Here is a 22,607-nt window from a genome sequence, read left to right as displayed (position 1 = left end):
CGTCTCGGCCTCAGCGTTGACGCGAGCTTAACATTTTTGGGCGCGGGCGCCAGTTCCGAGGGCCTCGCCGTCCCGCGGGCCGAGGCCTGCGCGCGACTATCCGCGGCCGCAACCCCTGGCCATGATCGGCCAGACCAACCACGCCCCGGCCGCATAGAGGCTGCCGACGGACGCTGCCCCCGTTCGTGCCGACACGTGGAAGCGCCCGGCATCGAGCAAGGCGCCATCGGAGGCGATGATCGCCGGAATCATGCGGTCTGCCGGTCCGAAGATGACGACCGCGTCGGGCTTGACCACCAGCGCCATCGCGGCCATGCCCGCGAACCACGCGAAGGCGACCACCAGCAGCCCCCGCATGGGCAGGGCGCGCAACGAAGGCGGCGTGTCAATAGTCGTAGGCATGCTCGAACGTATAACCGGCGGTTTCGAAACGGGCGATGTCCTGAACCAGCGAGCGGACCGGTACGTCGACGCCGATGCGGCGGGCGCCGGGACGGGACTGGATTGGGATACTGAATATAGGCAGTCCATCGAAGGCTGCCAGCCGCCGATCGCCGGGAGGCACCACGATCGTGACCAGGATGCGATGGTTGCCGGCCACTTCCGCGAGCGCGGCGCCGGCATGGCGTCCGAGCTCCCTGGCGAAAGCATCGAACTTGGCGTAGCGCTCGGTCTGCACCAGCACGCCCTTGCCTCCCTTGGCGTCGGTCACCTCGCGGATCACCCTGACGCCCGGGATCGCGCCCAGTTCCGTAGCCGCCACGCCGGTGACGACGCTCTGGATCGTCAGGATCGCGGGATCATAGCCGGCCGCATAGCCGATCACGGCTGCATAGGCGGCCCGCCCGGCATATTGCAGGCTCAGCGAGCCGCGCCGTTCCACCGCGCGCACCGACGGCACGAACGGCGTCTCGCGCCAGAACTGCTCGAGCTTGGCGGTGAACGGATATCTGTACCACGGCGTCTGATAGAGGAATGCCGCGTAGTCCTTCAGCAGCGCCAGGTTGAAGGCGTCCTCGGCGGTCTTGACGCCGTCGGTGGTCTCCGCAGTGATCGCGCCGATGGATTTTTCATAGGCGCCCTGCAGCGCCATCTCGGCGGTGAAGCTGAAGCCGATGATGTAGTTCGTCAGCTTCTGGTCCTGAGTCGCGGGGCCCGATCCCGCCGCCTGCCGCGTCGCGCGGCACAGGCTGCGCCAGAAGCCGGCGATGCTCGACAGATAGCGGAAGTCCGACTCCGAGCCCCGTGCGGTCACACCGGCGAGATCGCTGTAGGCGTGAACGATGTACCATTCGGGAAAGGTCAGGAAGCTGTCGCCCTGCGACCTCGCATAGCCGGGATCGGTGATGCCGAATGCCGACGTCACCGAAGGCGTCGGCACGTCGGCCGTGCAGACCGCTTCGACGCTGATCACCGTCGCCGTGATGCCGAGGGCTGCTGCGACCACGACCGCACCGGCCAGATAGAAGATCTTGCGACGCAGGCTCATGCAAGTGCGGGCCTCGCGCCCCAGGGCGACCAGCCGGCCGCGATGCCGAGCGCACCGAGCGCGAGGTGCGGCACGCTGGAGAGAAACTTCACCAGCCAGGACGTGTCGCGGATGCCGTCGATGAAGATCGAGAGATCGAGGTAGCCCGAACCGGTTAACACGCCCATCATACCGTCGAGGAAATAAAGCGTGCCGAACACGCGCAGGAAGAACACGGCGCTGCGCCGCGACAGCGTTGCCGCCAGCGCCCACAGGCCGGACGCAACGTGGAGCGCATCCTTGTAGATGTCGAGCTGGAACAGGCCGAATACGCGGCCCTGCGCGTCGATGAAGGCGGGGATGTAGTCGGTCGCGGCGGCGAACAGCAGTGCAATGGCGAGCGCGAGTGCCGCGATGCGATAGCGGTCCAGGGCGAACCCCTCCGTGGCTGATGGCGTCATGCGAAATAAGCGTCCCACATCGCGTTGCGGAACAGGAGGTTCGGATCATACTGCCGCTTGGCGGCGACGAAACGCCCGACCGCCGGATAGGCCGTCTCGACCTGGTCGCGGCGGGCATGCAGACGATAGGGCAGATAGAACGCGCCGCCAATGGCCGTGATGCGATCGATCAGCGCCTCGGTCGTTCTGAGCATGTCGATCTCGCCTTCCGGCGTCGTCATCTGCGAGAACGACATCACGGCGGCGATGCGGCGCACCGGGGCGATGGTGAGCGCCGGCGTCTTGTCCTCGGCGACGTAGCGCAGCGTGACGTTGAGGAACTCGGCGCGCGCCTTCGGAATGATCTCGCGGCAGGCGGCGAGGAACTCGCCGAAGCGCTCGGGCGCGACGAAATATTCGTGCAGGATGTCGGTCCGGTGCATGTCCTTCTGCGCGAGATTGGCGACCGGCTCGGCCATCAGCGAGTTGCGGGTGTAGTGATTGTCGGAGATGGCGGGGCCGAGCCGCGTCTCCATGAACCAGCGCAGGCCCTTGGCGACCTCCCACCCGGTCTGCGCGCGATAGATCGTATTGGCGACGCCGGTGAGCTTGCCCGAGCTCGCGACCGGCGGCAGGGCTGACGGAGCATTGGGAGCGGGGCGGAAAGTGACCAGCAGCGCGTCGTCGAAGAACGCCTTGCGCGACACCGACATCCGGCCATAGGCCATCCTTACATTGGCGTCTCCATCGATGCTGCGCGTAAACGCCTCGGCGAATTTTTCCGGCGCCATGCGCTCGAACCGCGGCTCCAGCAGCAGGTTCGGCGCCATCTCGACCTCGAGATCGACGATGATGCCGAACAGGCCGTAGCCGCCCATCGCAAGGCCGAACAGCTCGGCATTCTCGCTGCGCGAGCACTGCACCAGGGTGCCGTCGGCCAGCAGCATGCGGATCGATTTCACCGTCGAGCCGAACGGGCCGTAAGGCACCGGCCAGCCATGGGCATTGACGCTGAACGTGCTGCCGACGCCGAAATCGCTGTTGGACTGCATCACCGCCGGCGAGAAGCCCTTGGCATCGAGCGCGGCAATGACGTCCCACCAGCGGTTGCCGGCTGCTGTGCGATAGGTCCGCGCCGCCGTGTCGAGTTCGATCGCGCCGCCGTCGAGCGTGATGGCGGTACCGTCGCGCGGCAGGCTCTGGCCGCCCATCGAATGCCGGGCCACGGCTGCGGTCACCGGGCGCTTTGCTGCGGCAGCCTCCTTCAGCTCGGCGCGCAGGCGTGCGATCAGGTCGTCCGTTGCGGGTTTGGAGATGACCACATGCTTGGCGACCGGGGTCGGATTGAGACGGCTGGCATCGTTGAGGATGGTGCGCAATTCGGCGCGCGCCCGCGGCATTTGCGCAAAAGGCAGCGCCGCAGCCGCACCTGCGGTGCGCAGAAACCGTCGTCTTGAGATCATGCGCAGACTCTCCTTGCCCTCTCGGAGTCTACGCCAGCATCGTAAACGTTCGAAAAAATTTGTGGCCCGCACTCCGAAGCCGCTCGTGCGCGCCGGCGGCGGATGGACGTTGCGGCCGTCCTTGATCCACGCCGCCCGCTCGTCGCGCAGCATCACGTCGATCAGCTCGTAGCTCTCCGTATGCTTGTAGCGGCCGAGTTGATCAGCGAGGAACGCGCCCATGCCGTCGACGATCGTCTGCGCATTCCTGGAATGGTCGATCTCCACGAGCGCATGCACGCGCTGGCCAAGCTCTGGCTCGGGCAGGCCGGCCACTTCATGGCAGCGGAGACATGATTGCGCATCCGGCTGTCCCAGGAGAGTGCATTGACGCAACGTCCGTACGACGACAGCGGGCGACAGAAAAGCAAAGGCCGGGCGCGAGGCCCGGCCCGTCCGACCATGGCGACCGGATTGCTCCGGTCCTGAGAACGCCATCCAGACGAAGTCGATCGATCAGCCACCGTTCAGTTTGGTCAAGAGGGTCGTGAAGATGCCTTCGAGTGTCAGGCCGAGCTTGTTGAGGATCGTGATGATGGCAAGCGCGATGCCGACGGCGATCAGGCCATATTCGATGGCGGTCGCACCTGATTCATCTTCGTAAAATTTGACGAGCAATTTCCTCATGACCCCCTCCGCACGCCCGTCGATCCAACCCCGAGACGACACCCGCGAAAATACGGATTGGAACCTAAGGTAGTGTGAACGGCATTTCGCGAAGTTTCCGGATGATGCCGAATATGTCGTTATATTCCGTATGCCTCGGGATCCGCTGCACGCCATCGGTCCAAGCCGGCGCGCCCGTGGTCCGCAGAACCTCCGCATAGGTTGCAGCCTGAGGCGCCGGAGATTGCGTCATGGCCGCCGGCGTTGCAGCCACGTCTCCCGCCGCACGATCCACGTCTCGGATCGTGTCTCGCCATTGTGGTGGGCGAGTTCGATCAGCCCGACGAATTCGGCGCCGGTCTTCTGCTTGACCCGGCGCGAGGCGGCATTGGTCGCGACATTGCAAACGGTGAAGTGATCGAGGCCGAGCGGACCGAAGGCGAAATCGTTCACGGCAGCGATAGCCTCGCTCATCAGTCCCCGATTCCAATAGGGCTCGGCGAGCCAGAAGCCGCGATGGCCTTTCACGGATTGCATCCGCGGACGGAAGTGGATGTTGCCGATCGCCTCGCCATCGCCGTCACGCAGCACCGGGACCCACTGATAGATCTCCTCGCCGGCCGCGATCCTGCCGAGCTGCAGCCTGACGAACGTCTCGGCGCCGTCGGCAGGGTAGGGCCACGGCACAACCGCCGCGAGGTTACGGATGATGTTCCAGTTGTCGAAGTGACGCTGGATGGCCGGCGCATCGGCGAGGGCCAGCGGCCGCAGAATCAAGCGATCTGTATGCAATTTGGGCGTGAGCATGGAGCCGGTCGCCGTTAACCACGTTCTGCCGCGAGCCGCGGCGGCTTTCGTCGCCCCCGTGATATCTCATTGGTCCATCGACCGCGATCCCCGTTAAGGTTGCCAAGAGCTTTCGGTCGCGCGGTGGAGCCGGATACCGCTCACAACGCTGCATTGCAGTGCATGAGTCGACTACACGCAGTTGCAATGGATGCAGCCTGTGTACAACCCGCCGCAGGTGGCTGTGACGGTTCTCGCGCGGTGTTGCGCCTGAACGTCCGCGATCGCGCCAGCGGGATCAGAACGCAGGTCTTGGGTGGATTCGATTCGGAGTGCCGTCGACATGAAGCGCGGAGAGACCGTTCCTCACTTCAATCGTTTGCAGGCGGAGCAGACGGTTCGTCCACGCGCATGGCGCGGACGGCAGCACAGCCGCGCCGTGCCGTTCTATGGCTCGGAGTTGTTCCAACTGTGTTGTCCGCCGCTGGCCTCCTTCATTGCCGGCTTCATAGGCTGTCTGATGACGCTGCATCTGAGCGCGTCGGGGCTGTCGCCGCTGGTCTCGTCCGCCATGGTCGCGCTGCTGCTGTGCGCGTCGCTGATCCTGACGCGGACGGCCCATCTGGTGCCGGGCGCATTCTTCTCGTCCGCCTATGGCGGCAGCCTCGTCGGCATGACTCCCGTGACCTTGTTGAACGCGAGCGCGCTGCGGGCCGGTCTGGCGCTCGATGCGGTGTTCGTGCTGCTGGCGCTGTTCTGCGGCCTGGTGTTCTGCCTCGCCTGCGCGCTCGACCTGTGGCTGCGGGGTGGCCTGGCCCGTGGCTATGGCGGCCGGTTGGGCGCGCTCGCTGCCGTCGCATCGGTGCTGTTCGTCGGCCTGGCGCAGATGCTCGGCGCCGAGGGCGAGCTGTTTCCGATCCTGCGCAGGGGCATGCTGGAGCAGCGACCCGGCGGGGCCGCGATCACGTTCGCACTTTGCACGGCGGGAATGTTCGCGACGATCGCCGCCTTGCGCTGCCCGCCGGTTGCAGCATCGCGGCGTGCGGTGCGCATCTTCGCCGCCGCCGGCGTGGCGCTCGCCGGCCTCGTGCTGTTGCAGCAGTTCGTGCCGACCGGGACCTGTGATCCCGACGCCTATTATGCCGGCTGCTTTCTCGGCATGTCCTCGCCGCGCCGGCTGCGCAGCCTGCTGCAGGCGATGGCCGCGGTGGTTCTGCTGACGGCGCTGCTGGTCCTGACTTGTCCGATCCTGCCCGCCGTCGGCGGCAGCCTCGGATACGTTGCCTTCGCTTCGGTCCTCTTCGTTGACGCGGCGGTACGGCTGTTTGTCGAAGCCGGAGATTCACCGCACCAGACCATGATCGCGTGGACGCGCGGCCTCGTCGCTGCGCTCGCCATTTTCGGCGTGCTGCTGCCGAGCGAAATTCTGCTCGAGCAGGCGTCCACCGGGGCAACCGCTGCGATCGTGAACGCAGACGAGCACATCGGACCTGTGCCCGTGCGGCTCTCTGCTCGCGCGGAGCCGGATGAGTCTCGCGACGGTTCGAGCGGCGGATCCGGCGAGCCGGCGCCCGGTGTCGGAGCGACGTCTGATCTGCCGCTACAGAAATTGCGCCCGGACGACGGCGAACACGGCCGCGGCGACGATGCCCCTGGCGCGACGCTGCCGATGTCCGCGGAGCCGCCACGGCGCATCATCCGCTCCGGCCAGGGCATTGCAACGGGACAGCCACCACGTGTCAGGCGCAGCCAGGCGCATGTGGTGCCGCGCGCGACACCGCGGCCGCGCCTGGTCGCGCGGCAGGATGTGTCGCGCGCGGAAGAGTGGCGGCCGGACCCATCGACGTTGGCAGGGCCGTGACGGCCGAACATTTATCCGAGGCGAGGAGCCCGATGTGGCCCCACTCCGGCATAGTTTTGGCGCATTCCTCCGCCCTTTTGTCACATCAAGGATCTCTTCAGCTTCCTGTCGGTGCCGCGACTGTCGGCTCCTTCCAGGGCGCAGCCTCTTGAAGGCATCGTCCCGGTGCGTCTCGCGGCGCTGATGACGCATGTGTCGGGGCGGAACAGGGCTCTCGTCGGCTTCGGCCCACGACGACGGCCTGCAAGCGAGGTCGCCGGACAGGATGTGCGGCGTTCACCCAGCCATCGCGCGCCAGCGCCCGATGGCCGTGAGGACGTGAGGGGCGAATGGCCGATCTTCATGCGGGTGGTTCGCAAGCGCCGCAGGCGTTCGATCCGCCTGCATGGCGGGAGGATCTGCGGACGCCGCTTCTGGCGCTCTTCCTGGTCCCGCTGGCCTCGTTCGCGGGCGCTTGTCTCGGCTGCCTCGCGACCTTGCATCTGAGCGCATCGGGCGTGCCGCCGGCACTTGCGTCCGCCACCGCCACGTTGTTGCTCTGCGCTGCCTTGGTCATCGAGCCGATCAGGGATCTCATCCCGACGACCTTCTCGTCGTCCGCCTATGGCGGCAGCTTCAGCGGCATGACATCGATCGTGATGCTCAGCGAGAGCGTGACGCGCGCGGGCTTGCCGGCGGGCGCGTCGTTCATCCTGCTGTCGCTGTTTTGCGGCCTGGTGTTCTGCACCGTCTGCGCGATCGAGATGCGCATGCGCGTCGTGCTGTTGAGCGGCTATGGCGGCCGGTTCGGCGCACTCGCCGCGGTCGGGTCGTTTCTCTTCCTCAGCCTTGTGCCGCTGCTCGGCCCAGGAGGCGAGGCGCTCCATCTCGGGCGTCTCGATCAATTCGACAAGGGTCTCGGCGATTCCCTCGCCATCTTCGCATTGTGCATGGCCGGAACGTCCTTGACCATCGTCGCGCTGAGGTCGCCTGACGTCGCCGGCTCGGGGCGGGCGCCGCGCATCTTCACCTCAGCCGCCGTGGCCTTCGTGGGCCTCGCGATTCTGCAGCAACTGCGGCCCGGCGATCGCTGTCTGGCCGATGCCTATTATGCGGGATGCTTCCTCGGGATGTCGTCGCCGCAGCGGTTGAGCGGTCTGGTCCAGCCGGTGGTGGCTGCGGCGGCGCTCACACTGTTTCTGGTCCAGGCCTCGACGATCCTGCCCAGCGTCGGCGGCAGCCTGGGCTTCGCCGCCTTCGTCGTCGTGGTCGGCGTGGATGTCGCGTGCCGGGTCGGCCGCCTGCTTCCGCTGGATGGCCCCGCCGTGACGGTCGGGCTCGGCCGGGGCCTTGCGGTCGCGCTCGCCACCGCCGGTCTGCTAGTGCCGAATGCCGTGTTGCGTGTGCAGTCGGTGGTCGAGACGACCGGCTCGGTCCAGAGCGTGGAGATGCCCGTCGAGGCGCCCGCTCCGGCGCCTGCGGCGGTCGATCCGGTCGCCGAGCAGGTGGCGGAAGTGACCGTCGCGGCGGCTCCGAGCAGCGCGCCCAGCGATCCGCCGCCGGCCGCAGACCCGGACCCCGATGTCGTGCCTCCGATCGTCCCGTCTCCTGTCGTCGTGGCTCCCGTCGTCCCGCCGCCGGTTGCGACACCCGTGCATGACGAGCCGCCGCGTCCCCGCGCGCGCCGCGCGGGCCGAGCCGCGTCGGTTGCTCCGCGTCCGCCTGTGGATGATCCGGAGCCCTGGCGCATCATTCGCACGGCACGGCCGGCGCCTCCCGGAGCCGGAACGACGGCCGCTCCCCCGCCGGCGCCCGCGAAGCGCAGCCCGGTGCGCGTCGTGGTCCCGACCGCGACGTCGTCCCGTCCCTCGGCGCGCCCTGAACCGCAGCGTGTCCGGGAGAGCCAGCCGGCGGCCGCAGCGACCGCCGCGCCGCAATGAGCCGACGGCTCAGCCGAACTTGCGCCGGGCGTCGAGCGCGAGCCCGAGGCCGACGCTGCCGAGCAGGTCGGTTTCGGCGACGCGGCCATCCGGAAACAGCGCCAGGATCGCCTCGCGCAGCGCCGGCACCATGCTCGAGCCGCCGGTGAGGAAGATCGTGTTGATGGCTGCGGCCTCGACGCCGGCATCGCGGAGCAGCGTCGTGACCGTGCGCAAGATTCGCTCGATGGAATCGGCGATGGCGCCGTCGAACGCCTTGCGCGTGAACTTGATGCGCGCCCAGTCGTCCTTCTCGGACAGCACCGGCGTGATGGACTTCGCCGCGGTCAGCGCGATCTTGGCCTGCTCGACGCCGATCGCCAGCGTGTGGCCGCGATGCTCCTCCACCACCTTGATGAAGCGGTCGACGAGGTCGCGCCGCTCCGCCTCGTAGCGGATCTGGCGCAGTTCGTTCAGCACGTTCTTCTTGTAGAGCTGGTTGATGCGGTGCCAGGTCGCGAGCTCGTGATAGTACAGCGTCGGCAAATTGCGCTTGCCGTCGACGGTCAGGCTGCCATAGCCGAGATGCGGCATCACGCTTCTGAGGCTCAACAGCCGGTCGAAATCGGTGCCGCCGATATGGATGCCGCCATTGGCAAGAATGTCGGCCTCGCGATTTGCTTTTCTGCGCCGTTCCGGCGAGACGCGGACGATCGAGAAGTCCGAGGTGCCGCCGCCGATGTCGACGATCAGCACCAGCTCCTCGCGCGTCACCTGCTGCTCGTAGTCGAGCGCCGCGGCGATCGGCTCGAACTGGAAGGCGATGTCCTTGAAGCCCTGGTCGCGCGCGATCTGTTCGAGCGCAGCCTGCGCCTCCGCATCGGCCTTGTCGTCCTTGTCGACGAAGCGCACCGGACGTCCAAGCACCACCTGCGTGACCTCCCGACCGAGCTGCGTCTCGATCTGCGTCTTCAGATGCGCGAAGAAGAAGCCGAGAATACCGGCGAACGGCACCGCCTTCTGCCGGATGTAGGTCTTCTCGTGGATCAGCGCGGTGCCGAGAATGCTCTTCAGCGCGCGCATGAAGCGGCCGTCATGGCCGGTCAGATAGCGCTCGATCGCGGCGCGCCCGAACTGCACGCCATGGTCCTCGAAATCGAAGAACATCGCGCTCGGCAGCGTCCGCTGCTCGCCCTCGAGCGGGATGAGCTGTGCGGAGGCAACATCGCTGAGGCCGACGGTGGTGTTCGAAGTGCCGAAGTCGATGCCGCAATGGGCCGCTGCCGCCATGCTCGTCTCGTTTCAGTCCGGGGGGCGGTCCGCTTAGCCGTTTCGCAGTGCAATGTCATGTGCGAATGTGAGGCATGACCGGCATGAGAATTCCTCACATGATGCATGGCTCCTTCGTCGCGCGACGGGGTGAGCCCGCTCGGCAGGTGACCAGCGCGCCGCGGTGCTCACGAGCGCGAAAAGGGCGTTGCATTTCGCCGTACGACCGGATGCCGTGGATGCCGGTCGTGATGAGTGCCGCGACCGTTTCCCCGGCGCTGATGCGCCCATATCAATCATTCAGAACGTAGCAGCCGAGCTGCTGACACCGGCTCGGCCAGGGGAGAGGTGACGGTTCGACCCGGCACCAGTGGCACCGGTGCGAGCCGTCACCTTCGTGCTGGACGGCGGATCTGTGGGCGGGCGAACGAGATCGGTGAGGAATGTGCAGGCCGTGCCGAGAAGGACTGCCGCGTGCATTCCTACGCGTTCATCGCGCCCATCGCGACGAATGAGAAGGTGCGGGGCACCCAGGTGCTCAAGCTGTTTCCCGTCTCGACGGTGGCGGAGTTCGCCGTCACCTGCGGGAACACCAGGCCGTCCTTCGTGCTTTCGTTGATCGGCGCGCCGGGCTTGTCGTACTGACACTGGGTCCCGACGATCGCGGGCGGGGCCGTGAACGGCGGATCGAAGTTGATCGTGTAGACGCCGGGTTGCGAGCTCTCAACGGTGAAGTTCGTTGACGATCCCGGCTGGATCGAGGCGTCCGCATTGACGACTCCCCAAACCGTGTAACCAGGTGCGTTTGCCATGTGATGCCTCCTCTGGCTGCATTGTGAATGTGCCGATGTGCCGGCGCTGCGATCCAGGCCCGGGAACGATCCGTCTCTGGATCTGCCGAGGAGATTACACGTCGCGTCGGCCGACGTTTGCGCGGGCGTCTCAGATTGCTGTTCAATCCGTGCCAAATGCGATCACCTCGCATTGGATGCGCCGACGATGATGGCTGGAGGAAGACGGCCCGCCGCACGCAATCCGGCGCCGGCTTCGGCGACAGGCGGCGTCGGGCCTCGGTCATGCACGGGCCGGCAGTCCGGCGTGGGCCGCAGAGGATCGCGATGTGGTCACGGATCCCGAAACGATGCAGGTATCGATCCGTTGCGGTTAGGCTCCGCCGTGCAAGTGTCGAGTCAAGGAGGTTGCCCAACGCGCCATCAGTTCGGCGGTGCCGAGCGCGTTCGTCCCCACGGGTGGCGGCGTGATTGGGCCGGATTCCCGAGCCAGGCCTGCTTCGCGGGCCTGGCTCGGCGTCATGCCGAAATGGTCGTGGAACATCCGACTGAATTGGCTGGCGGAGTCGAAGCCGAAATCGACGGCAATGTCGAAGATGCGGCGATGACGCATCTTCGGATGCGTGATCGTCAGCATACAACGGATCAGCCGGCGATTCTGGATGTGGTGCCACACGCCCCCCTGCGGCTTGAAGAGCCGGTAGACCGTCGAGCGCGAGCAGCGAAAATGCCTGCAGATCTGCTCCGTTCCCAGATCGAAGTCGCCCAGATGCCTTTCGATATAGCGACAGATGGCTGCGAAGGACGCGTCCTTTGCGGCTGCCGATTCGAGGTCCCCGGACATCGCCAGGGAATCCATCAGTCCCATGGTCGTGCGAATGAGACTCTCTGCCTCGTCGGGCCCGGCCATGGGCAGATTGCGGTAGAGCGAAACCAGGTAGTCGACGAGTATCCGGGCCGCGGCGGAGCCATCGGGCAGCAAGGCGCCACTGGCATCGCTCAGATAGGGAAGATGCTCGCGCAGCAGGGTGCGCGGGAGCACCAAAGTCATGACGCTGGCGTCGGTCGATTGTGCGTCGAGCTGCCGTGCCAGGTTGACGGCATATACGTTGCCTTGTTGTTGCGTGAACTCGGCGTCTCCATTCACCACCCTGTTGCGGCCCTCGAGGAGAAGCTGAAACAGGATATGGTCGCAGTCTTCGAAGCGAGCCATCCAGCGACGGTCGCGCTTGAAGCGCTGCGCCGGGAAACTCGAGCTGGCCAGAACCGCAACGCCGAGATGGTACTGATGGATATCAGGCAGCTTGTGGCCGGGGGCAGGCCTCTCGACTGGTTCAGCATCAAAATAGGGCGCGATGCTTTGACGCCATAACAGGCGATACTGGTCGTCGGGCAGCCCACCCGGCACCAGACTCGCCTTGGTAATCCCGTCTCCCATGACCCGTCGCTCGTCCGTTGGGAAAACCTGTCCCTCGTTACAGGACGGCATGTGCGCATTGCCATCCGGCTCGGTCACCCGTCCGGGGGCGCAGCTTTGCCGCGGCCTCGGCCGTCCTGCCAACGAAGCCGCCGAACGCCAAATCGACGATCATCGAGGCCAGGTGCGCGTCTGACACCATGTGCATGTCCGCCTCCGGGAGCACCTCTTTTGAGCGCCCAGCCCCCGTTGGACGACAAACTAACGGGAGCCGTGCTGGCGGCCTGGGATAATGAAAGTGAAGGGTCGCGCACCCGAACGGCGCGTTATGAATGGATCGCGACTTTTAATAGAAGGCGCCGTAGCTCGGGCAGACGGTGTCGCGAGATCATGAAGCGTGGCGCGGTGAGACACCGCGGCCGCTAGGGCCATGTGCATGCAACGGCGCGGGCTACGCGCTGTGCGGCGAAGGCTCGACCGCGGCGGCAGCGTGGCGATGGCGGACGAGCCAGGCGAGCGCGTCGTCCTCCTTCATCGGCCTGCCATACAGCCAGCCCTGGCCGTAGGAGCAGCCGAGCATGCGCAGGCACTCCGCGTCCGCCTCTTGCTCGACGCCCTCGGCGATGATGCGGTGGCCGAGCGGCAGCGCCACCGCGGTGATGGCGGCCACGAGCTGCTGATCGCGTCGATTGCCGGCGATGCCGTGGATGAAGGAGCGGTCGATCTTGATCGTATCGATCTCGACCGCCATCAGGTTGGCGATCGAGGAGTGGCCGACGCCGAAATCGTCGATGGCGAGACCGAAGCCATATCGGTCGATCAGCTTCAGCTCGTCGGCGCAGCGCCTGGGATCGAACATCGCCTCCTCGGTGACCTCGATCTCGATCCGCGTGGGGTCGACGCCGTAGCGCTCCGAGACCAGCTTGAGCGTCTGCGCCGGCGAGTGGATCGGGAATTCGCGCGGCGAGACGTTGATCGATACCCGGATGCCGTGCGCCTTCTTGCGGTCGAGCGCGCGCAGGAACGCGCAGACGCGCTCGCCGACGAACTTGGTGAGCTGTCCCGACAGGCGCAGCCGGATCGCGGCCGAAACGATGTCCGGCGGCGGGATCAGTCCAGCGCTTCCGTGCTGCCAGCGCAGCAGCGCCTCGAAGCCGATGACCTCACGGGTCGCCATCGCGAGCTGCGGCTGGAATTCGACATGCAGCTCGCGCCGCGCCAGCGCCGCCGGCAGCTCGGCATCGAGCCTTCGCTGCAGCGTGAGCGCGCACTGCATCCTCGCATCGAACACCCGCATGCAGGCGCGGCCGTCGTCCTTGGCGCGATACAGCGCGGCGTCGGCCCGCGCCGAGAGCTCTTCCAAATCGATGGCGCCGTCCGGATGCGCCGCGATGCCGACCGAGCAGCTGACGCCCAGCGGCTGGCCCGCGATCATGATCGGCCGCAGCAGCGCGCTCATCAGCCGCTCGCCGAGGGCAACGGCGCGGCCGGCCACGTCCTCGCCCTGCAGCACCACGATGAACTCGTCGCCGCCGAGGCGGACCGGGAGATCATCGTCGCCGCAGGCCGCGCGCAGCAGGGCGGCGATCGTCTGCAGCACGCGGTCGCCGGCATCATGGCCACGGGTGTCGTTGATGGTCTTGAAGTTGTCGACGTCGAACAGGAGGAAGGCGACGCCGTGTCCCGCGGCGCAGGCAGCGCCGGCGACCGTGCGGAAGTGGCTGCGATTGGCGAGCCCGGTCAGCGAGTCGGTCCGCACCAGGCGCTCGAGCGCATGGTTGGCCTCGGCCAGCGACTCTGCCAGCACCGTCGCCTCGATGGTCGTGCTCTGGCTGGCGATGAAATTGCGTTCGCCGAGCCGGGACGCGCGGAACAGCATGACGGTGAGGAACGCGATGTCAGCGGCGACGATGTGGCCGACGTCACCCCCGGAGAGCAGCATCCGCAGGATCGTCGCACCCATCAATGGCGCCCCGAAGGCGATCGCCATCGGCGAATAAGCGAGGCTCTGGATGATCGCGCCGGTGGTCGTGCCGGCCATGATGAAGACGACGTCGTTGACGTTGTGCTCGTTCGTGAACGCCGGGAGCCCCAGCGGGACCACCGACCACAAGAGGCCGCTGGCCAACGCCATGACCGTCAGGCTGCGGAGCACACGGTGCGGATCCCGTTCGATGCGTCCCGAGGATTTGAGGCGCGAGACCCATGCGGTCCGCAGCACCGCAACCGCCACGGCCGCAGCCAGCCACCACAGGATCGGCGCGCTGCCATCCCGCAGATAGATCAGCAGGGCCAGCGACGTTGCAATGGCGACGTTCGCGAACAGGGTCAGGAAGATGTTCTGCAGTGAGCTCGCCGCCTGAGCCTTTGCGAGCGCCGCCGCCTTGCAATCGGTGGGTGCGGTCTGCATGCGCGAAAGAGGAGGGCCCGATTGGATTGGTGACGAGACGCGGTTGCTGCCCACCGCGCGTGGCAATACGCGAAAATACCGAAAAAGGGCCTAAGGTGCAGTTAATCCGGAATATTATACCGTTGAACCAGCATGCTCCCCGACAGCGCTGCGGCCGGATCATGCGATGGATGATGGCCCGCTGACGTTCGAGCCGATCGCATCGGCAGCCGTTGTCCGCCGCCCTGCAAGCGAGCCGGGCGGCGGGCGATGTTCTGGCCGGTCATGGGAGCGTCCAGGATCGGGTGGCGACGCCACTGTCTCGGGCGCCGCTATCGGACCCGCAGCGAGCTCGGGCCCTTGGGCTTCTTCAGGCCGCACAGCGGATCGTTGTTGGGGCAGTCGATGGTGATCGGCGTCTTGCAGACCGTTTCTCCGTTGCCGCCCCTGGCGTTCTTGAACGCGCAGACCTGCCCTTTGGGACAGGGCGGATCGCAGCCTTCAGCCGCCGTCGCAGCCGTCGACATCGATGCGAGCCCCGTCACGAGGATTGCGAACGTGAACGCGGTGATCGGAATCCGGAGCAATGCCGGGACCAGACACGTCATTTTGGCCGAAAGCTTCATGTCCTTCTCCTGTATCCGTTTGATCAATGGCGAGATGTCCGGCGTGGTCGCTTCGGACCACCGTCTCGCGCCATGATCTTCGGTCGTGCTGGAGAAGGGCGGCGTTCGGGCCAAGCCACCGAAAGTCGTGCCCAACGGCTCGGTGTACGTGATCTAGGTCACCTCCACGAAGTGCAGGTGCTGGCTGGACGTGAGCCATCTCGTCGTCGCCGACGATCCGAATTCGCACGCGACAATCTCATCGGGACGCAGCCGTCGCTACGGATCGAGCTCGGTGTCCCAATAGAGATAGTCGAGCCAGCTGTCGTGCAGGTAGTTCGGCGGAAACAGCCGGCCGTTGCGGTGGAGCTGGTGGACGGTCGGCGCGTAGGGCGCCTGCTTGGGAAACATCTTGGCCTGCTGCGGCGTCAGATTGCCTTTTCGCAGATTGCAGGGCGAGCAGGCGGCGACGACGTTTTCCCAGGTGGTCTGGCCACCCTTGCTGCGCGGAATGACGTGATCGAAGGTGAGGTCGTCGCCGGAGTGGCAATACTGGCAGACGAAGCGATCGCGCAGGAAGACGTTGAAGCGGGTGAAGGCCGGGTGCGTGCTCGGCTTGACGAAGGATTTCAGCGACACCACGCTGGGCAGCTGAATCTCGAACGACGGACTTCGGATCGCACGGTCGTAATACTCGACGATGTTGACGCGATCGAGGAACACCGCCTTGATCGCGTCTTGCCACGACCAGAGAGACAGCGGGTAATAACTCAGCGGCCGGAAGTCCGCGTTCAGCACCAACACCGGCCAACCGCCTTGCGAGACATGTGCGTTCAAGTAACGCTCCTGGCCTCCATAACGGCTGCGAAGCAGCATGCCCTCACATACTACATGCAGCGTGACGGGATTGTGAAGCCCCAAGAATGGCTTGACATCACTTCTCCCGGCTTTCGAAGGTCCGTCCAAAGCGTGTCGAAAGCATGGTGTCGCAGCGCTCCGCCGCAGTGCAACTCAGTTGCAGAAGGGACTTCAGACCGGCACCCGCTCCAGCTTCTGCAGGCAGCGATGGATCCTGACCTCGTCGGGCATCGGCCGGTCCGGGAAGCTCGTGCTCCAATTGGTGACGCCGACCTCGCCGACATAGATGTCGCCGCGACTGTCGATGGCGAGACCATGCGGCGCCAGGAAACGCCCTGTTTCCAGCCCCGGACCGTGCTCGCCGCCGAGCCGCGCCAGCCGCTTGCCGGTGGCATCGGCGATCGTCAGGCGCGGACCGAGATTGGGGACGTTGAGATTGACCGGCAAGCCGGGACCGAGTTCGCCGATGATGAAGGTCTTGCGCTTGGCGCCGCAGGCGCACAGCGCGCACGGCCGGTGCAGGTTGTTCCACTGCGTCTCGTAGCGGCCGTCGCCGTCGAAGATCTGGATGCGGTGGTTCTCGCGGTCGGCGACGTAGACGAAGCCGTCGGCATCGGTCGCAATGTTGTGAACGATGTTGAACTGCCCGGGGTCGGAGCCGGGCTCGCCCCAGCTCCTGATCAGCTTGCCATCGGGCGTGTATTTGTGGACCCGTGCATTGCCATAGCCGTCGGAGACATAGATCTCGCCGGAGGGCGACAGCGCCGTGTGGGTGCAGCGGTTGAACGGCTCGCCGCTCATGAACGGCGTGGGCCGCTCCGGCAGGCCGATGGTCAGCAGCACCTTGCCGTCATCAGTGCACTTGCGCACGGTGTGGTCGCCGTCATCGGTGCAATAGAGATTGTCGTCGGCATCGATCGACAGGCCGTGGGCGCGGCTGAACAGGCCTTCACCCCAGCTCCTGAGAAAATTGCCGTCGCGGTCGAACACGATCATCGGATGAGCGCCGCGGTTGAAGGCGTAGACGCGGTCCTTGCTGTCGACGGCGACCGACGCAACGTCGGTCAGAGCCCAGCCCTCGGGCAGCTTCGCCCAGTCCTTGACGACACGATAGGTGAAGTCGCCGGTCCCGAGTCTAGCCATCGCCTTTGTTCCCCATGCAAGCTGCGTTTCCGCAACGCTACACGGGTTCGGCCGCCGGCGGAAACCCGCTCAGCTCGCCATCGACAGCATGTGGGCTTCATGCGGTGGAATCAGCCCCTGCAAGGTGTCGAGATAAACACGCTGCACGGCCTCCGGTCCGCGTCCCTCCGTCACCGTCAGCCAGCCGTCGAGGCGCGGAGCGAAGTCTCGCCACGCCGCGCCGAGCCGCGTCTCGATGCCACCCGGTCCCCACTCCCTGGCGCGCTTCCTGATCTGGTCGGGCGCGAAGAACCAGGTGGGCCTCGCGCCGGGCAGGGGTTCGGCATCGTCGCTGCCGTCCTGATGCGTCAGGCCGACGCGGCCCGAATAGACCAGATGATCGCCGAAATGCCGATGCAGCGCGGCGCGCAGGCGCGCGTTGCCGGCCATGTCGACGAACGCCACGCGAGCGGCCGCGTCGAGGCGGTCCACTGCATCATAGGTCACGACCTCGTCGTAGCAGCCGAGCGAACGGACGAACGCCGTGTTCGACGGCGAGGTCAGTCCGACCACGCGGATGCCCGGGCGCTGCGTCTGCAGCAGGTGCGCAAGCCCGAACGCGGTCTTGCTCGAGGCCGACGACAGGATCACCGCCGACGCGCCAAAATGCGCCTGCTCGGCGAGTGCGTCGTCGACCAGGAACGACAGCATGAACAGCGGACGCAGCAGCGCCTGGTAGTCGCCTTGTCGGCCGCTGAAGGCGGGATCGTCACCGACCCGCGCATAGGCATTGTAGACCGGGGCCACGCTTTGGCGGTGCGCGGCGGCGTCGCGCAGGCCGCGCTTGCTGACATCGGCCGCCCCGATGACGAGATGCGTTGCCATCGGAAAATAGCCGAACAGGCGCGCGCCCGGGGCCACGGCGGGATGGCGCGAGGCGATCACGTCACCGAAGCCCCATGCGGGAATGATGCCGAAGCCGGTGGGTGCTGGAAACAGCTGCCAATATTTCAACGGCTCGCCGAGCAGCGCGTAGGTGATGTTGTTGGCGGTGAAGGCAAAGCGGTCGACCTTGACCAGCAGCCCGTCTGCGGGGAGCGCATTGCCCTCGGGCAATTCGGTGACAATCGTCCGGCAGGTCTTGAGGTCGTTGCGCGCGACGATGAAGTCGGTCGATTGCATGGTGATGACCTCGGGCGTTGGTGGATGTCTCCCATGCGATCCTGGCCGAGATCGATGACCGTTTTGCAACCCCAACTTTGTTTCAAACGGCGTTCGCGAAGGTTGTTAGTTGGCCGAAGCGATCACGCCCTCGCGGTTCTTGATCACGCGATAGTAGCTCCACCACAGATGCGCCGCGGCGCCGCGCAGCGGCCGCCAGACTTCGGCCAGCGGCATCATCTGCTTGGTCGTCGGGCGCGCGCTGAGGCCGAGCCCGACTTTCACTGCCTCCTGCACGGCGAGATCGCCGGCCGGCCAGGCATCGCCATGGCCGAGGCAGAACAGCAGATACACGTCGGCCGTCCACGGCCCGATGCCGGGCAGGTCGGTGAGCGTCGCGTGCGCGGCGTCGGCATCCTCGTTGGCGAGCACGTCGAGGTTCAGCCGCCCGGCACTGAGCTCGCGCGCGATGTGCTTCAGCGTCTTGATCTTGGCGGCGGAGAGCCCCAGGCGTCCCAGCCGGTCGGCGCGGGCGCGGCGGATCGCATCCGCCTCGAACGGATCGAACGCCGCCTGCAGCCGGCCCCAGATCGCTGCGGCGCTCGCCGTCGACAGCTGCTGGCCGCAGACGATGTGGGCGATCCCCGCAAAGCCCGGCTCCCGCCGCCGCAGCGCCGGCATGCCGGTGGCGTCGAGGATCGGCGCCAGCCGCACGTCCTGTCTGACCAGGTCGCGGATCGCATCCTCGAGGATGGCCTGGCTGTCGAGATGGAGGGTCATCGTGGCAGGACTTTCTGGATCGTTATGCGCGGGCTTGACCCGCGCATCCATCTCGGATCGAAGGGGCCCGCGAAAGCATGAGTGTCGGATCACGCGAGCTCAAGTCCGGCAAGGACGATCTGCCATGCCACCCGTTTTCCGATTTGCCCCCAGCCCCAATGGCTATCTCCATCTCGGCCATGCTTTTTCGGCGCTGCTCAACTTCCAGCGCGCGCAGGAGAGCGGCGGCCGCCTGCTGCTGCGCATCGAGGATATCGACCCGACCCGTTGTCGTCCCGAATTCGAGCAGGCGATCTACGAGGACCTGGCCTGGCTCGGCATCGCCTGGGAGCAGCCGGTGCGGCGGCAGTCGGAGCATCTGTCGGAGTATCGCGCGGCGCTGGCGCGGCTGCAGGCGATGGAACTGGTCTATCCGAGTTTCGAAAGCCGGGCCGAGATCGCCCGGCTGGTGGGACAGCGTGACGCCGACGGCGGCTGGCCGCGCGATCCCGACGGTGCGCCGCTCTATCCGGGACACGCCAAGATGCTCTCTGAAGCACGGCGTGCAGAGCTGATGGCGGGCGGCGCGCCCTATGCGTTGCGGCTGGACATGACAGCGGCGGTCGCGCGCGCCGGCCGGCTGAGCTGGGATGAAGTCGGCCGTGGGCCCGGTGGCGAGGCCGGGACGGTCGAGGCAAGGCCGGAGGCGTGGGGCGACGTCATCCTGGCGCGCAAGGAAACGCCCACCAGCTACCATTTGTCGGTGGTCGTGGACGACGCGCTCCAAGGCGTGACCGAGGTGGTGCGCGGCCAGGACCTGTTTCATGCGACCAGCGTGCATCGGCTGCTCCAGGTCCTGCTTAGCCTGCCGGCCCCGGCCTATCGGCACCATCGACTGATTCGCGACGATCAGGGCCATAAGCTGTCCAAGTCCAGTCAGGCGACCGGATTGCGCGCCCTGCGCGCGGGAGGCATCTCGCGGGCTCAAATCCGACACAGGATCGGCATGGTGTAGCCGCGTCCTGGCGCAAGTCCCGATGTCGTCGCATGTTTCCGGCGGGGACAACCTTTGCGGCATCGTGACACCCGGAAACGACCGTGCCATGCTGAACAATGGCGCGGGTTAATCGGGAGCTTCAATCGAAAGCGGCACGACAGACATGACAGTGGGAGTGCCCCTTCGTTTTTCGGAGTTCATGTCACAGGGGCCATGATGAAGCGCGTTCGGAAGATGAGTACGGGGCGTCGGGCCCGACCGGCCACGGCGGCTGCGCCCAGGCCCGCCGGCGCGTCAAGCACGGCCGCCGGCAAGACACCTCTCGGCAAGAAACCTCTCGGCAAGACGTCCCCCGGGACACCCAAGTCCAGCCCACCACGGTCGCAGACGCCTGCGGCCAAAGCGGCGCCGGCCAAGGCGGCGCCGGCCAAGGAACGCGCGAAGGCGCGGCCGCTGAAAAAGCACGTTCCACAGGTCACGGCGAAGGCGGGGGGCCGGCGAAGTGCCTCCAAATCGGCAGTCACGAAACCGCAAGCGACGCCGCAGGGAGCCAGGACCGCCGGCCCGGGCGCGCCGGGCGTCGTCGAAGCCGCGCTGGCCGTGTTCGCGCACGAGGTGCGCACGCCGCTGACGGGCATTCTCGCCATCAGCGATCTGCTCGCGACCTCCGAACTCGGCGAGCGCGAGCGGCGCTGGGTCGACACGATCAAGGCCGGCGCGGAGCACCTGTCGAGTCTCGCGACCCTGTTCGTCGCCGCCGCCAAGGACGAGACCACGGGGGCGCTGCTGCGCGAGGATCTGTTCGATCTGCGCGTGCTGGCGCGAGCTGCCGGCGACTCGCTCGCCGGCCGCGCCGCTGCGAAGGGGTTGGATGCAAAGATCGAGGTCTCCGACGCGTTGCCGGGGCTCGTGATCGGCGACCCCGTACGTCTGCGCGCGGCGCTGGAAAACCTGATCGACAACGCCGTGAAGTTCACCGAGCAGGGCGGCGTCGGTCTCCGGATCTCGCTTGCGGGCCGTGGCGGTCGCGCCAAGGGCGGCGGCAAGGGGCGTGTGGCGGTTGCCTTCCACGTCTCGGATTCGGGCATTGGTCTGACCCTGCAGGAGATCAAGCGGCTGTTCCGCCCGTTCAGCCAGGCCAATGTCTCGATCGCATCGCGCTTCGGCGGCGCCGGCCTCGGCCTGTCCTCGGTGCGGCAGCTGGCGCGGGCGATGGGCGGCGACGTCGCGGTGGCGCCGCATGAGGGAGGCGGGACGACCTTCACGCTGACGGTCACGCTGGCGGTGGCGGCGGAGCCGCACACGACGGCCGGCGGCGGCGAGGATGGCGTCACCCTGGCGCCGACGCGGCCGCTGCGCATTCTCGGGGTCGAGGACAATCCGTTCGGCCGCGTGGTGCTCAACACCATCCTCAACGAACTCGGCCACCAGGCGGAGTTCATCGGCCGCGGCGAGGCCGCGCCCGAACGGATCGCGGCGGGCCACTACGATGCGGTGCTGATGGACATGGTGCTGCCGGGCATCAACGGCGTCGAGGCGATTGCCCGGGTGCGCAAGCTCGATGCGCCCCACGGGGCGATTCCGATCATCGGGGTGTCCGGCCGTGGCGAGGACGAGGCGGCCTCGCGCGCCGCCGGTGCCAACGCGTTCCTGCTCAAGCCCGTTTCGCCGCGGGCTCTAGCGACTGCGCTTCTTGAAGCGTCACGCCGCGCGGCAGCCGCGACTTGATGATCGATGCGTTCAACTCGCCGCCATAGACGAAGATCGCGGCGATGAAATACAGGAACACCAGCGCGATGATGACCGAGGCCAGCCCGGCATACATCGTCACGTAGTTGTTGGCGAAGCGTGCCAGATACTGGCCGAACACGATGCCCGACACCAGCGAGGCGACGAAGGTGAAGACGATGCCGGGCATGATCTGCATGAAGCTGCGCCGCCCGGCCGGCAGCCAGGCGTGCAGGATGAACAGCGCCACGATCAGGGCGCTGATGGTGATGCCGTAGCGCGACAGGTTCACGAACCGCTCGTTGGCTTCGACCGCCAGCGGCAGATAGCGCCGGGCCGTGGCCACCATCAGCGGGCCGAGCACGATCAGGAACGACATCGCCAGCGCGGTGAAGGCCGCAACCAGCGTATAGCCGATCGATTCCAGCCGCAGCCAGTACCAGCTGCGCTGCTCGATCACGCCATAGGCGCGGTTGAGGGCGACCCGCAGCGCCTCGACGCCGTTCGAGGCGAAGTACACCGCGAGCACGGCGCCGATGGTCAGCGCATCGGTTCGGGTCGTGGTCAGCACGTCGTGGATCTCGCCGGTCAGCGCATCCGCCACCTGCGCCGGCCAGGTCTCGAGCATCAGGGTGGCGGCCTGGTCGGCCAGGTCCTTGGAGCCGAGAAAGCCGGCGAGCGAGGTCAGGACGATCAGGAACGGAAACAGCGCCATCAGGGTCGACAGCGCGATATGGCTGGCGATCGCCCAGCCGTCGTCGGCGAGGAAGGTGTAGAACGCATCCATGACGACGTGGACGATGTAGCGAAGCGCCTTCACCTGTTCCTGCACTCCGCGAAAGAACGTGATTTGTACAATCCGATATTACGGGCCCAAAAGCCAGAAGTTGCAGGGGCGGGCGTCCCGATCCGGCATGGCGCTCCTGCGTTTGCGGTGTTATCTAGCCAAA

Annotated in this window: 20 protein-coding genes; 4 read left to right on the top strand and 16 right to left on the bottom strand. The window is 66.6% G+C overall.

Annotated elements, in window-relative coordinates; genetic code table 11:
* Nucleotides 1–96: 96 nt before the first annotated feature.
* The 6 genes from ACQR1B_RS03815 to ACQR1B_RS03790 all read right to left on the bottom strand — a co-directional run bounded on the left by ACQR1B_RS03815 (nt 97) and on the right by ACQR1B_RS03790 (nt 4,823).
* On the bottom strand, nt 97–402 hold the full coding sequence (locus tag ACQR1B_RS03815) for a hypothetical protein (RefSeq protein ID WP_434834176.1): 306 nt from the start codon (nt 400–402) through the stop codon (nt 97–99).
* Complete coding sequence (locus tag ACQR1B_RS03810; RefSeq protein ID WP_434834177.1) at nt 386–1,489, bottom strand: hypothetical protein; 1,104 nt, start codon at nt 1,487–1,489, stop codon at nt 386–388. Before ACQR1B_RS03810 ends, ACQR1B_RS03815 begins: the two co-directional genes overlap by 17 nt.
* A complete protein-coding gene (locus tag ACQR1B_RS03805) occupies nt 1,486–1,929 on the bottom strand; it encodes a DUF4383 domain-containing protein (RefSeq protein WP_434834178.1) in 444 nt (147 codons plus the stop codon). The genes ACQR1B_RS03810 and ACQR1B_RS03805 overlap by 4 nt, the downstream gene beginning before the upstream one ends.
* Nucleotides 1,926–3,371, bottom strand: coding sequence for an FAD-binding oxidoreductase (locus ACQR1B_RS03800; protein WP_434834251.1), 1,446 nt, complete (start codon nt 3,369–3,371; stop codon nt 1,926–1,928). The genes ACQR1B_RS03805 and ACQR1B_RS03800 overlap by 4 nt, the downstream gene beginning before the upstream one ends.
* Nucleotides 3,372–3,866: 495 nt before the next feature.
* Nucleotides 3,867–4,037, bottom strand: coding sequence for a Flp family type IVb pilin (locus ACQR1B_RS03795; RefSeq protein WP_434834179.1), 171 nt, complete (start codon nt 4,035–4,037; stop codon nt 3,867–3,869).
* Between the two features lie 228 nt (nt 4,038–4,265).
* Nucleotides 4,266–4,823 carry a GNAT family N-acetyltransferase gene (locus tag ACQR1B_RS03790; RefSeq protein ID WP_434834180.1) on the bottom strand — a complete coding sequence of 186 codons (558 nt, stop codon included), beginning with the start codon at nt 4,821–4,823 and terminating at the stop codon, nt 4,266–4,268.
* 322 nt (nt 4,824–5,145) lie between these two features.
* On the opposite strand from ACQR1B_RS03790, the gene ACQR1B_RS03785 reads away from it, so the two are divergent.
* Together ACQR1B_RS03785 and ACQR1B_RS03780 are read left to right on the top strand one after the other, a co-directional pair.
* Nucleotides 5,146–6,663: a hypothetical protein gene (locus ACQR1B_RS03785; RefSeq protein ID WP_434834181.1), complete on the top strand. Its 1,518-nt coding sequence runs from the start codon at nt 5,146–5,148 to the stop codon at nt 6,661–6,663.
* A 329-nt stretch (nt 6,664–6,992) separates the two neighbouring features.
* Nucleotides 6,993–8,582, top strand: a complete 1,590-nt coding sequence (locus tag ACQR1B_RS03780; protein ID WP_434834182.1) for a hypothetical protein — start codon at nt 6,993–6,995, stop codon at nt 8,580–8,582.
* A gap of 9 nt (nt 8,583–8,591) precedes the next feature.
* Here ACQR1B_RS03780 and ACQR1B_RS03775 read toward each other — a convergent pair whose 3' ends face one another.
* The 9 genes from ACQR1B_RS03775 to ACQR1B_RS03735 form a co-directional block, all read right to left on the bottom strand.
* Nucleotides 8,592–9,851, bottom strand: a complete 1,260-nt coding sequence (locus tag ACQR1B_RS03775; RefSeq protein ID WP_434834183.1) for an Hsp70 family protein — start codon at nt 9,849–9,851, stop codon at nt 8,592–8,594.
* Between the two features lie 461 nt (nt 9,852–10,312).
* Complete coding sequence (locus ACQR1B_RS03770) at nt 10,313–10,642, bottom strand: hypothetical protein (protein WP_434834184.1); 330 nt, start codon at nt 10,640–10,642, stop codon at nt 10,313–10,315.
* A 352-nt stretch (nt 10,643–10,994) separates the two neighbouring features.
* Nucleotides 10,995–12,059 carry an AraC family transcriptional regulator gene (locus ACQR1B_RS03765; RefSeq protein WP_434834185.1) on the bottom strand — a complete coding sequence of 355 codons (1,065 nt, stop codon included), beginning with the start codon at nt 12,057–12,059 and terminating at the stop codon, nt 10,995–10,997.
* Between the two features lie 430 nt (nt 12,060–12,489).
* Complete coding sequence (locus ACQR1B_RS03760; protein WP_434834186.1) at nt 12,490–14,448, bottom strand: putative bifunctional diguanylate cyclase/phosphodiesterase; 1,959 nt, start codon at nt 14,446–14,448, stop codon at nt 12,490–12,492.
* A 311-nt stretch (nt 14,449–14,759) separates the two neighbouring features.
* Nucleotides 14,760–15,053 carry a hypothetical protein gene (locus tag ACQR1B_RS03755; protein WP_434834187.1) on the bottom strand — a complete coding sequence of 98 codons (294 nt, stop codon included), beginning with the start codon at nt 15,051–15,053 and terminating at the stop codon, nt 14,760–14,762.
* A 258-nt stretch (nt 15,054–15,311) separates the two neighbouring features.
* On the bottom strand, nt 15,312–15,869 hold the full coding sequence (locus ACQR1B_RS03750) for an HNH endonuclease (protein ID WP_434834188.1): 558 nt from the start codon (nt 15,867–15,869) through the stop codon (nt 15,312–15,314).
* Between the two features lie 192 nt (nt 15,870–16,061).
* A complete protein-coding gene (locus tag ACQR1B_RS03745; protein WP_434834189.1) occupies nt 16,062–17,033 on the bottom strand; it encodes a peptidyl-alpha-hydroxyglycine alpha-amidating lyase family protein in 972 nt (323 codons plus the stop codon).
* Nucleotides 17,034–17,102: 69 nt separating this feature from the next.
* Complete coding sequence (locus tag ACQR1B_RS03740) at nt 17,103–18,194, bottom strand: DUF2855 family protein (RefSeq protein WP_434834190.1); 1,092 nt, start codon at nt 18,192–18,194, stop codon at nt 17,103–17,105.
* A gap of 105 nt (nt 18,195–18,299) precedes the next feature.
* Nucleotides 18,300–18,953, bottom strand: a complete 654-nt coding sequence (locus ACQR1B_RS03735; RefSeq protein ID WP_434834191.1) for a DNA-3-methyladenine glycosylase family protein — start codon at nt 18,951–18,953, stop codon at nt 18,300–18,302.
* Between the two features lie 124 nt (nt 18,954–19,077).
* On the opposite strand from ACQR1B_RS03735, the gene gluQRS reads away from it, so the two are divergent.
* The gene (gene gluQRS, locus ACQR1B_RS03730) at nt 19,078–19,947 is read left to right on the top strand and encodes a tRNA glutamyl-Q(34) synthetase GluQRS (RefSeq protein ID WP_434834192.1); all 870 of its coding nucleotides are present in this window, start codon (nt 19,078–19,080) and stop codon (nt 19,945–19,947) included.
* Nucleotides 19,948–20,523: 576 nt separating this feature from the next.
* Nucleotides 20,524–21,657 (top strand): ATP-binding protein, encoded by a 1,134-nt coding sequence (locus tag ACQR1B_RS03725; protein WP_434834252.1) that lies wholly within the window; start codon nt 20,524–20,526, stop codon nt 21,655–21,657.
* Here ACQR1B_RS03725 and ACQR1B_RS03720 read toward each other — a convergent pair.
* Nucleotides 21,584–22,477, bottom strand: coding sequence for a YihY/virulence factor BrkB family protein (locus ACQR1B_RS03720; protein WP_434834193.1), 894 nt, complete (start codon nt 22,475–22,477; stop codon nt 21,584–21,586). The two genes, ACQR1B_RS03725 and ACQR1B_RS03720, sit on opposite strands and share 74 nt — an antisense overlap.
* Nucleotides 22,478–22,607 lie beyond the last annotated feature (130 nt).

The sequence above is a fragment of the Bradyrhizobium oligotrophicum genome, assembly GCF_051168495.1.
Taxonomy (GTDB): domain Bacteria; phylum Pseudomonadota; class Alphaproteobacteria; order Rhizobiales; family Xanthobacteraceae; genus Bradyrhizobium; species Bradyrhizobium oligotrophicum_A.
The sequence above is the reverse complement of the archived record's forward strand: the minus strand, read 5'-3'. Positions and strand labels throughout refer to the sequence as shown.

What these genes read in the sequence shown, in the direction of transcription:
- ACQR1B_RS03760 (WP_434834186.1), bottom strand. Translation starts at nt 14,448, where the DNA reads ATGCAGACCGCACCCACCGATTGCAAGGCGGCGGCGCTCGCAAAGGCT.
- ACQR1B_RS03735 (WP_434834191.1), bottom strand. Translation starts at nt 18,953, where the DNA reads ATGACCCTCCATCTCGACAGCCAGGCCATCCTCGAGGATGCGATCCGC.
- ACQR1B_RS03810 (WP_434834177.1), bottom strand. Translation starts at nt 1,489, where the DNA reads ATGAGCCTGCGTCGCAAGATCTTCTATCTGGCCGGTGCGGTCGTGGTC.
- gluQRS (WP_434834192.1), top strand. Translation starts at nt 19,078, where the DNA reads ATGCCACCCGTTTTCCGATTTGCCCCCAGCCCCAATGGCTATCTCCAT.
- ACQR1B_RS03745 (WP_434834189.1), bottom strand. Translation starts at nt 17,033, where the DNA reads ATGGCTAGACTCGGGACCGGCGACTTCACCTATCGTGTCGTCAAGGAC.
- ACQR1B_RS03770 (WP_434834184.1), bottom strand. Translation starts at nt 10,642, where the DNA reads ATGGCAAACGCACCTGGTTACACGGTTTGGGGAGTCGTCAATGCGGAC.
- ACQR1B_RS03755 (WP_434834187.1), bottom strand. Translation starts at nt 15,053, where the DNA reads ATGAAGCTTTCGGCCAAAATGACGTGTCTGGTCCCGGCATTGCTCCGG.
- ACQR1B_RS03790 (WP_434834180.1), bottom strand. Translation starts at nt 4,823, where the DNA reads ATGCTCACGCCCAAATTGCATACAGATCGCTTGATTCTGCGGCCGCTG.
- ACQR1B_RS03805 (WP_434834178.1), bottom strand. Translation starts at nt 1,929, where the DNA reads ATGACGCCATCAGCCACGGAGGGGTTCGCCCTGGACCGCTATCGCATC.
- ACQR1B_RS03775 (WP_434834183.1), bottom strand. Translation starts at nt 9,851, where the DNA reads ATGGCGGCAGCGGCCCATTGCGGCATCGACTTCGGCACTTCGAACACC.
- ACQR1B_RS03765 (WP_434834185.1), bottom strand. Translation starts at nt 12,059, where the DNA reads ATGGGAGACGGGATTACCAAGGCGAGTCTGGTGCCGGGTGGGCTGCCC.
- ACQR1B_RS03740 (WP_434834190.1), bottom strand. Translation starts at nt 18,194, where the DNA reads ATGCAATCGACCGACTTCATCGTCGCGCGCAACGACCTCAAGACCTGC.
- ACQR1B_RS03780 (WP_434834182.1), top strand. Translation starts at nt 6,993, where the DNA reads ATGGCCGATCTTCATGCGGGTGGTTCGCAAGCGCCGCAGGCGTTCGAT.
- ACQR1B_RS03795 (WP_434834179.1), bottom strand. Translation starts at nt 4,037, where the DNA reads ATGAGGAAATTGCTCGTCAAATTTTACGAAGATGAATCAGGTGCGACC.
- ACQR1B_RS03785 (WP_434834181.1), top strand. Translation starts at nt 5,146, where the DNA reads ATGAAGCGCGGAGAGACCGTTCCTCACTTCAATCGTTTGCAGGCGGAG.
- ACQR1B_RS03815 (WP_434834176.1), bottom strand. Translation starts at nt 402, where the DNA reads ATGCCTACGACTATTGACACGCCGCCTTCGTTGCGCGCCCTGCCCATG.
- ACQR1B_RS03800 (WP_434834251.1), bottom strand. Translation starts at nt 3,371, where the DNA reads ATGATCTCAAGACGACGGTTTCTGCGCACCGCAGGTGCGGCTGCGGCG.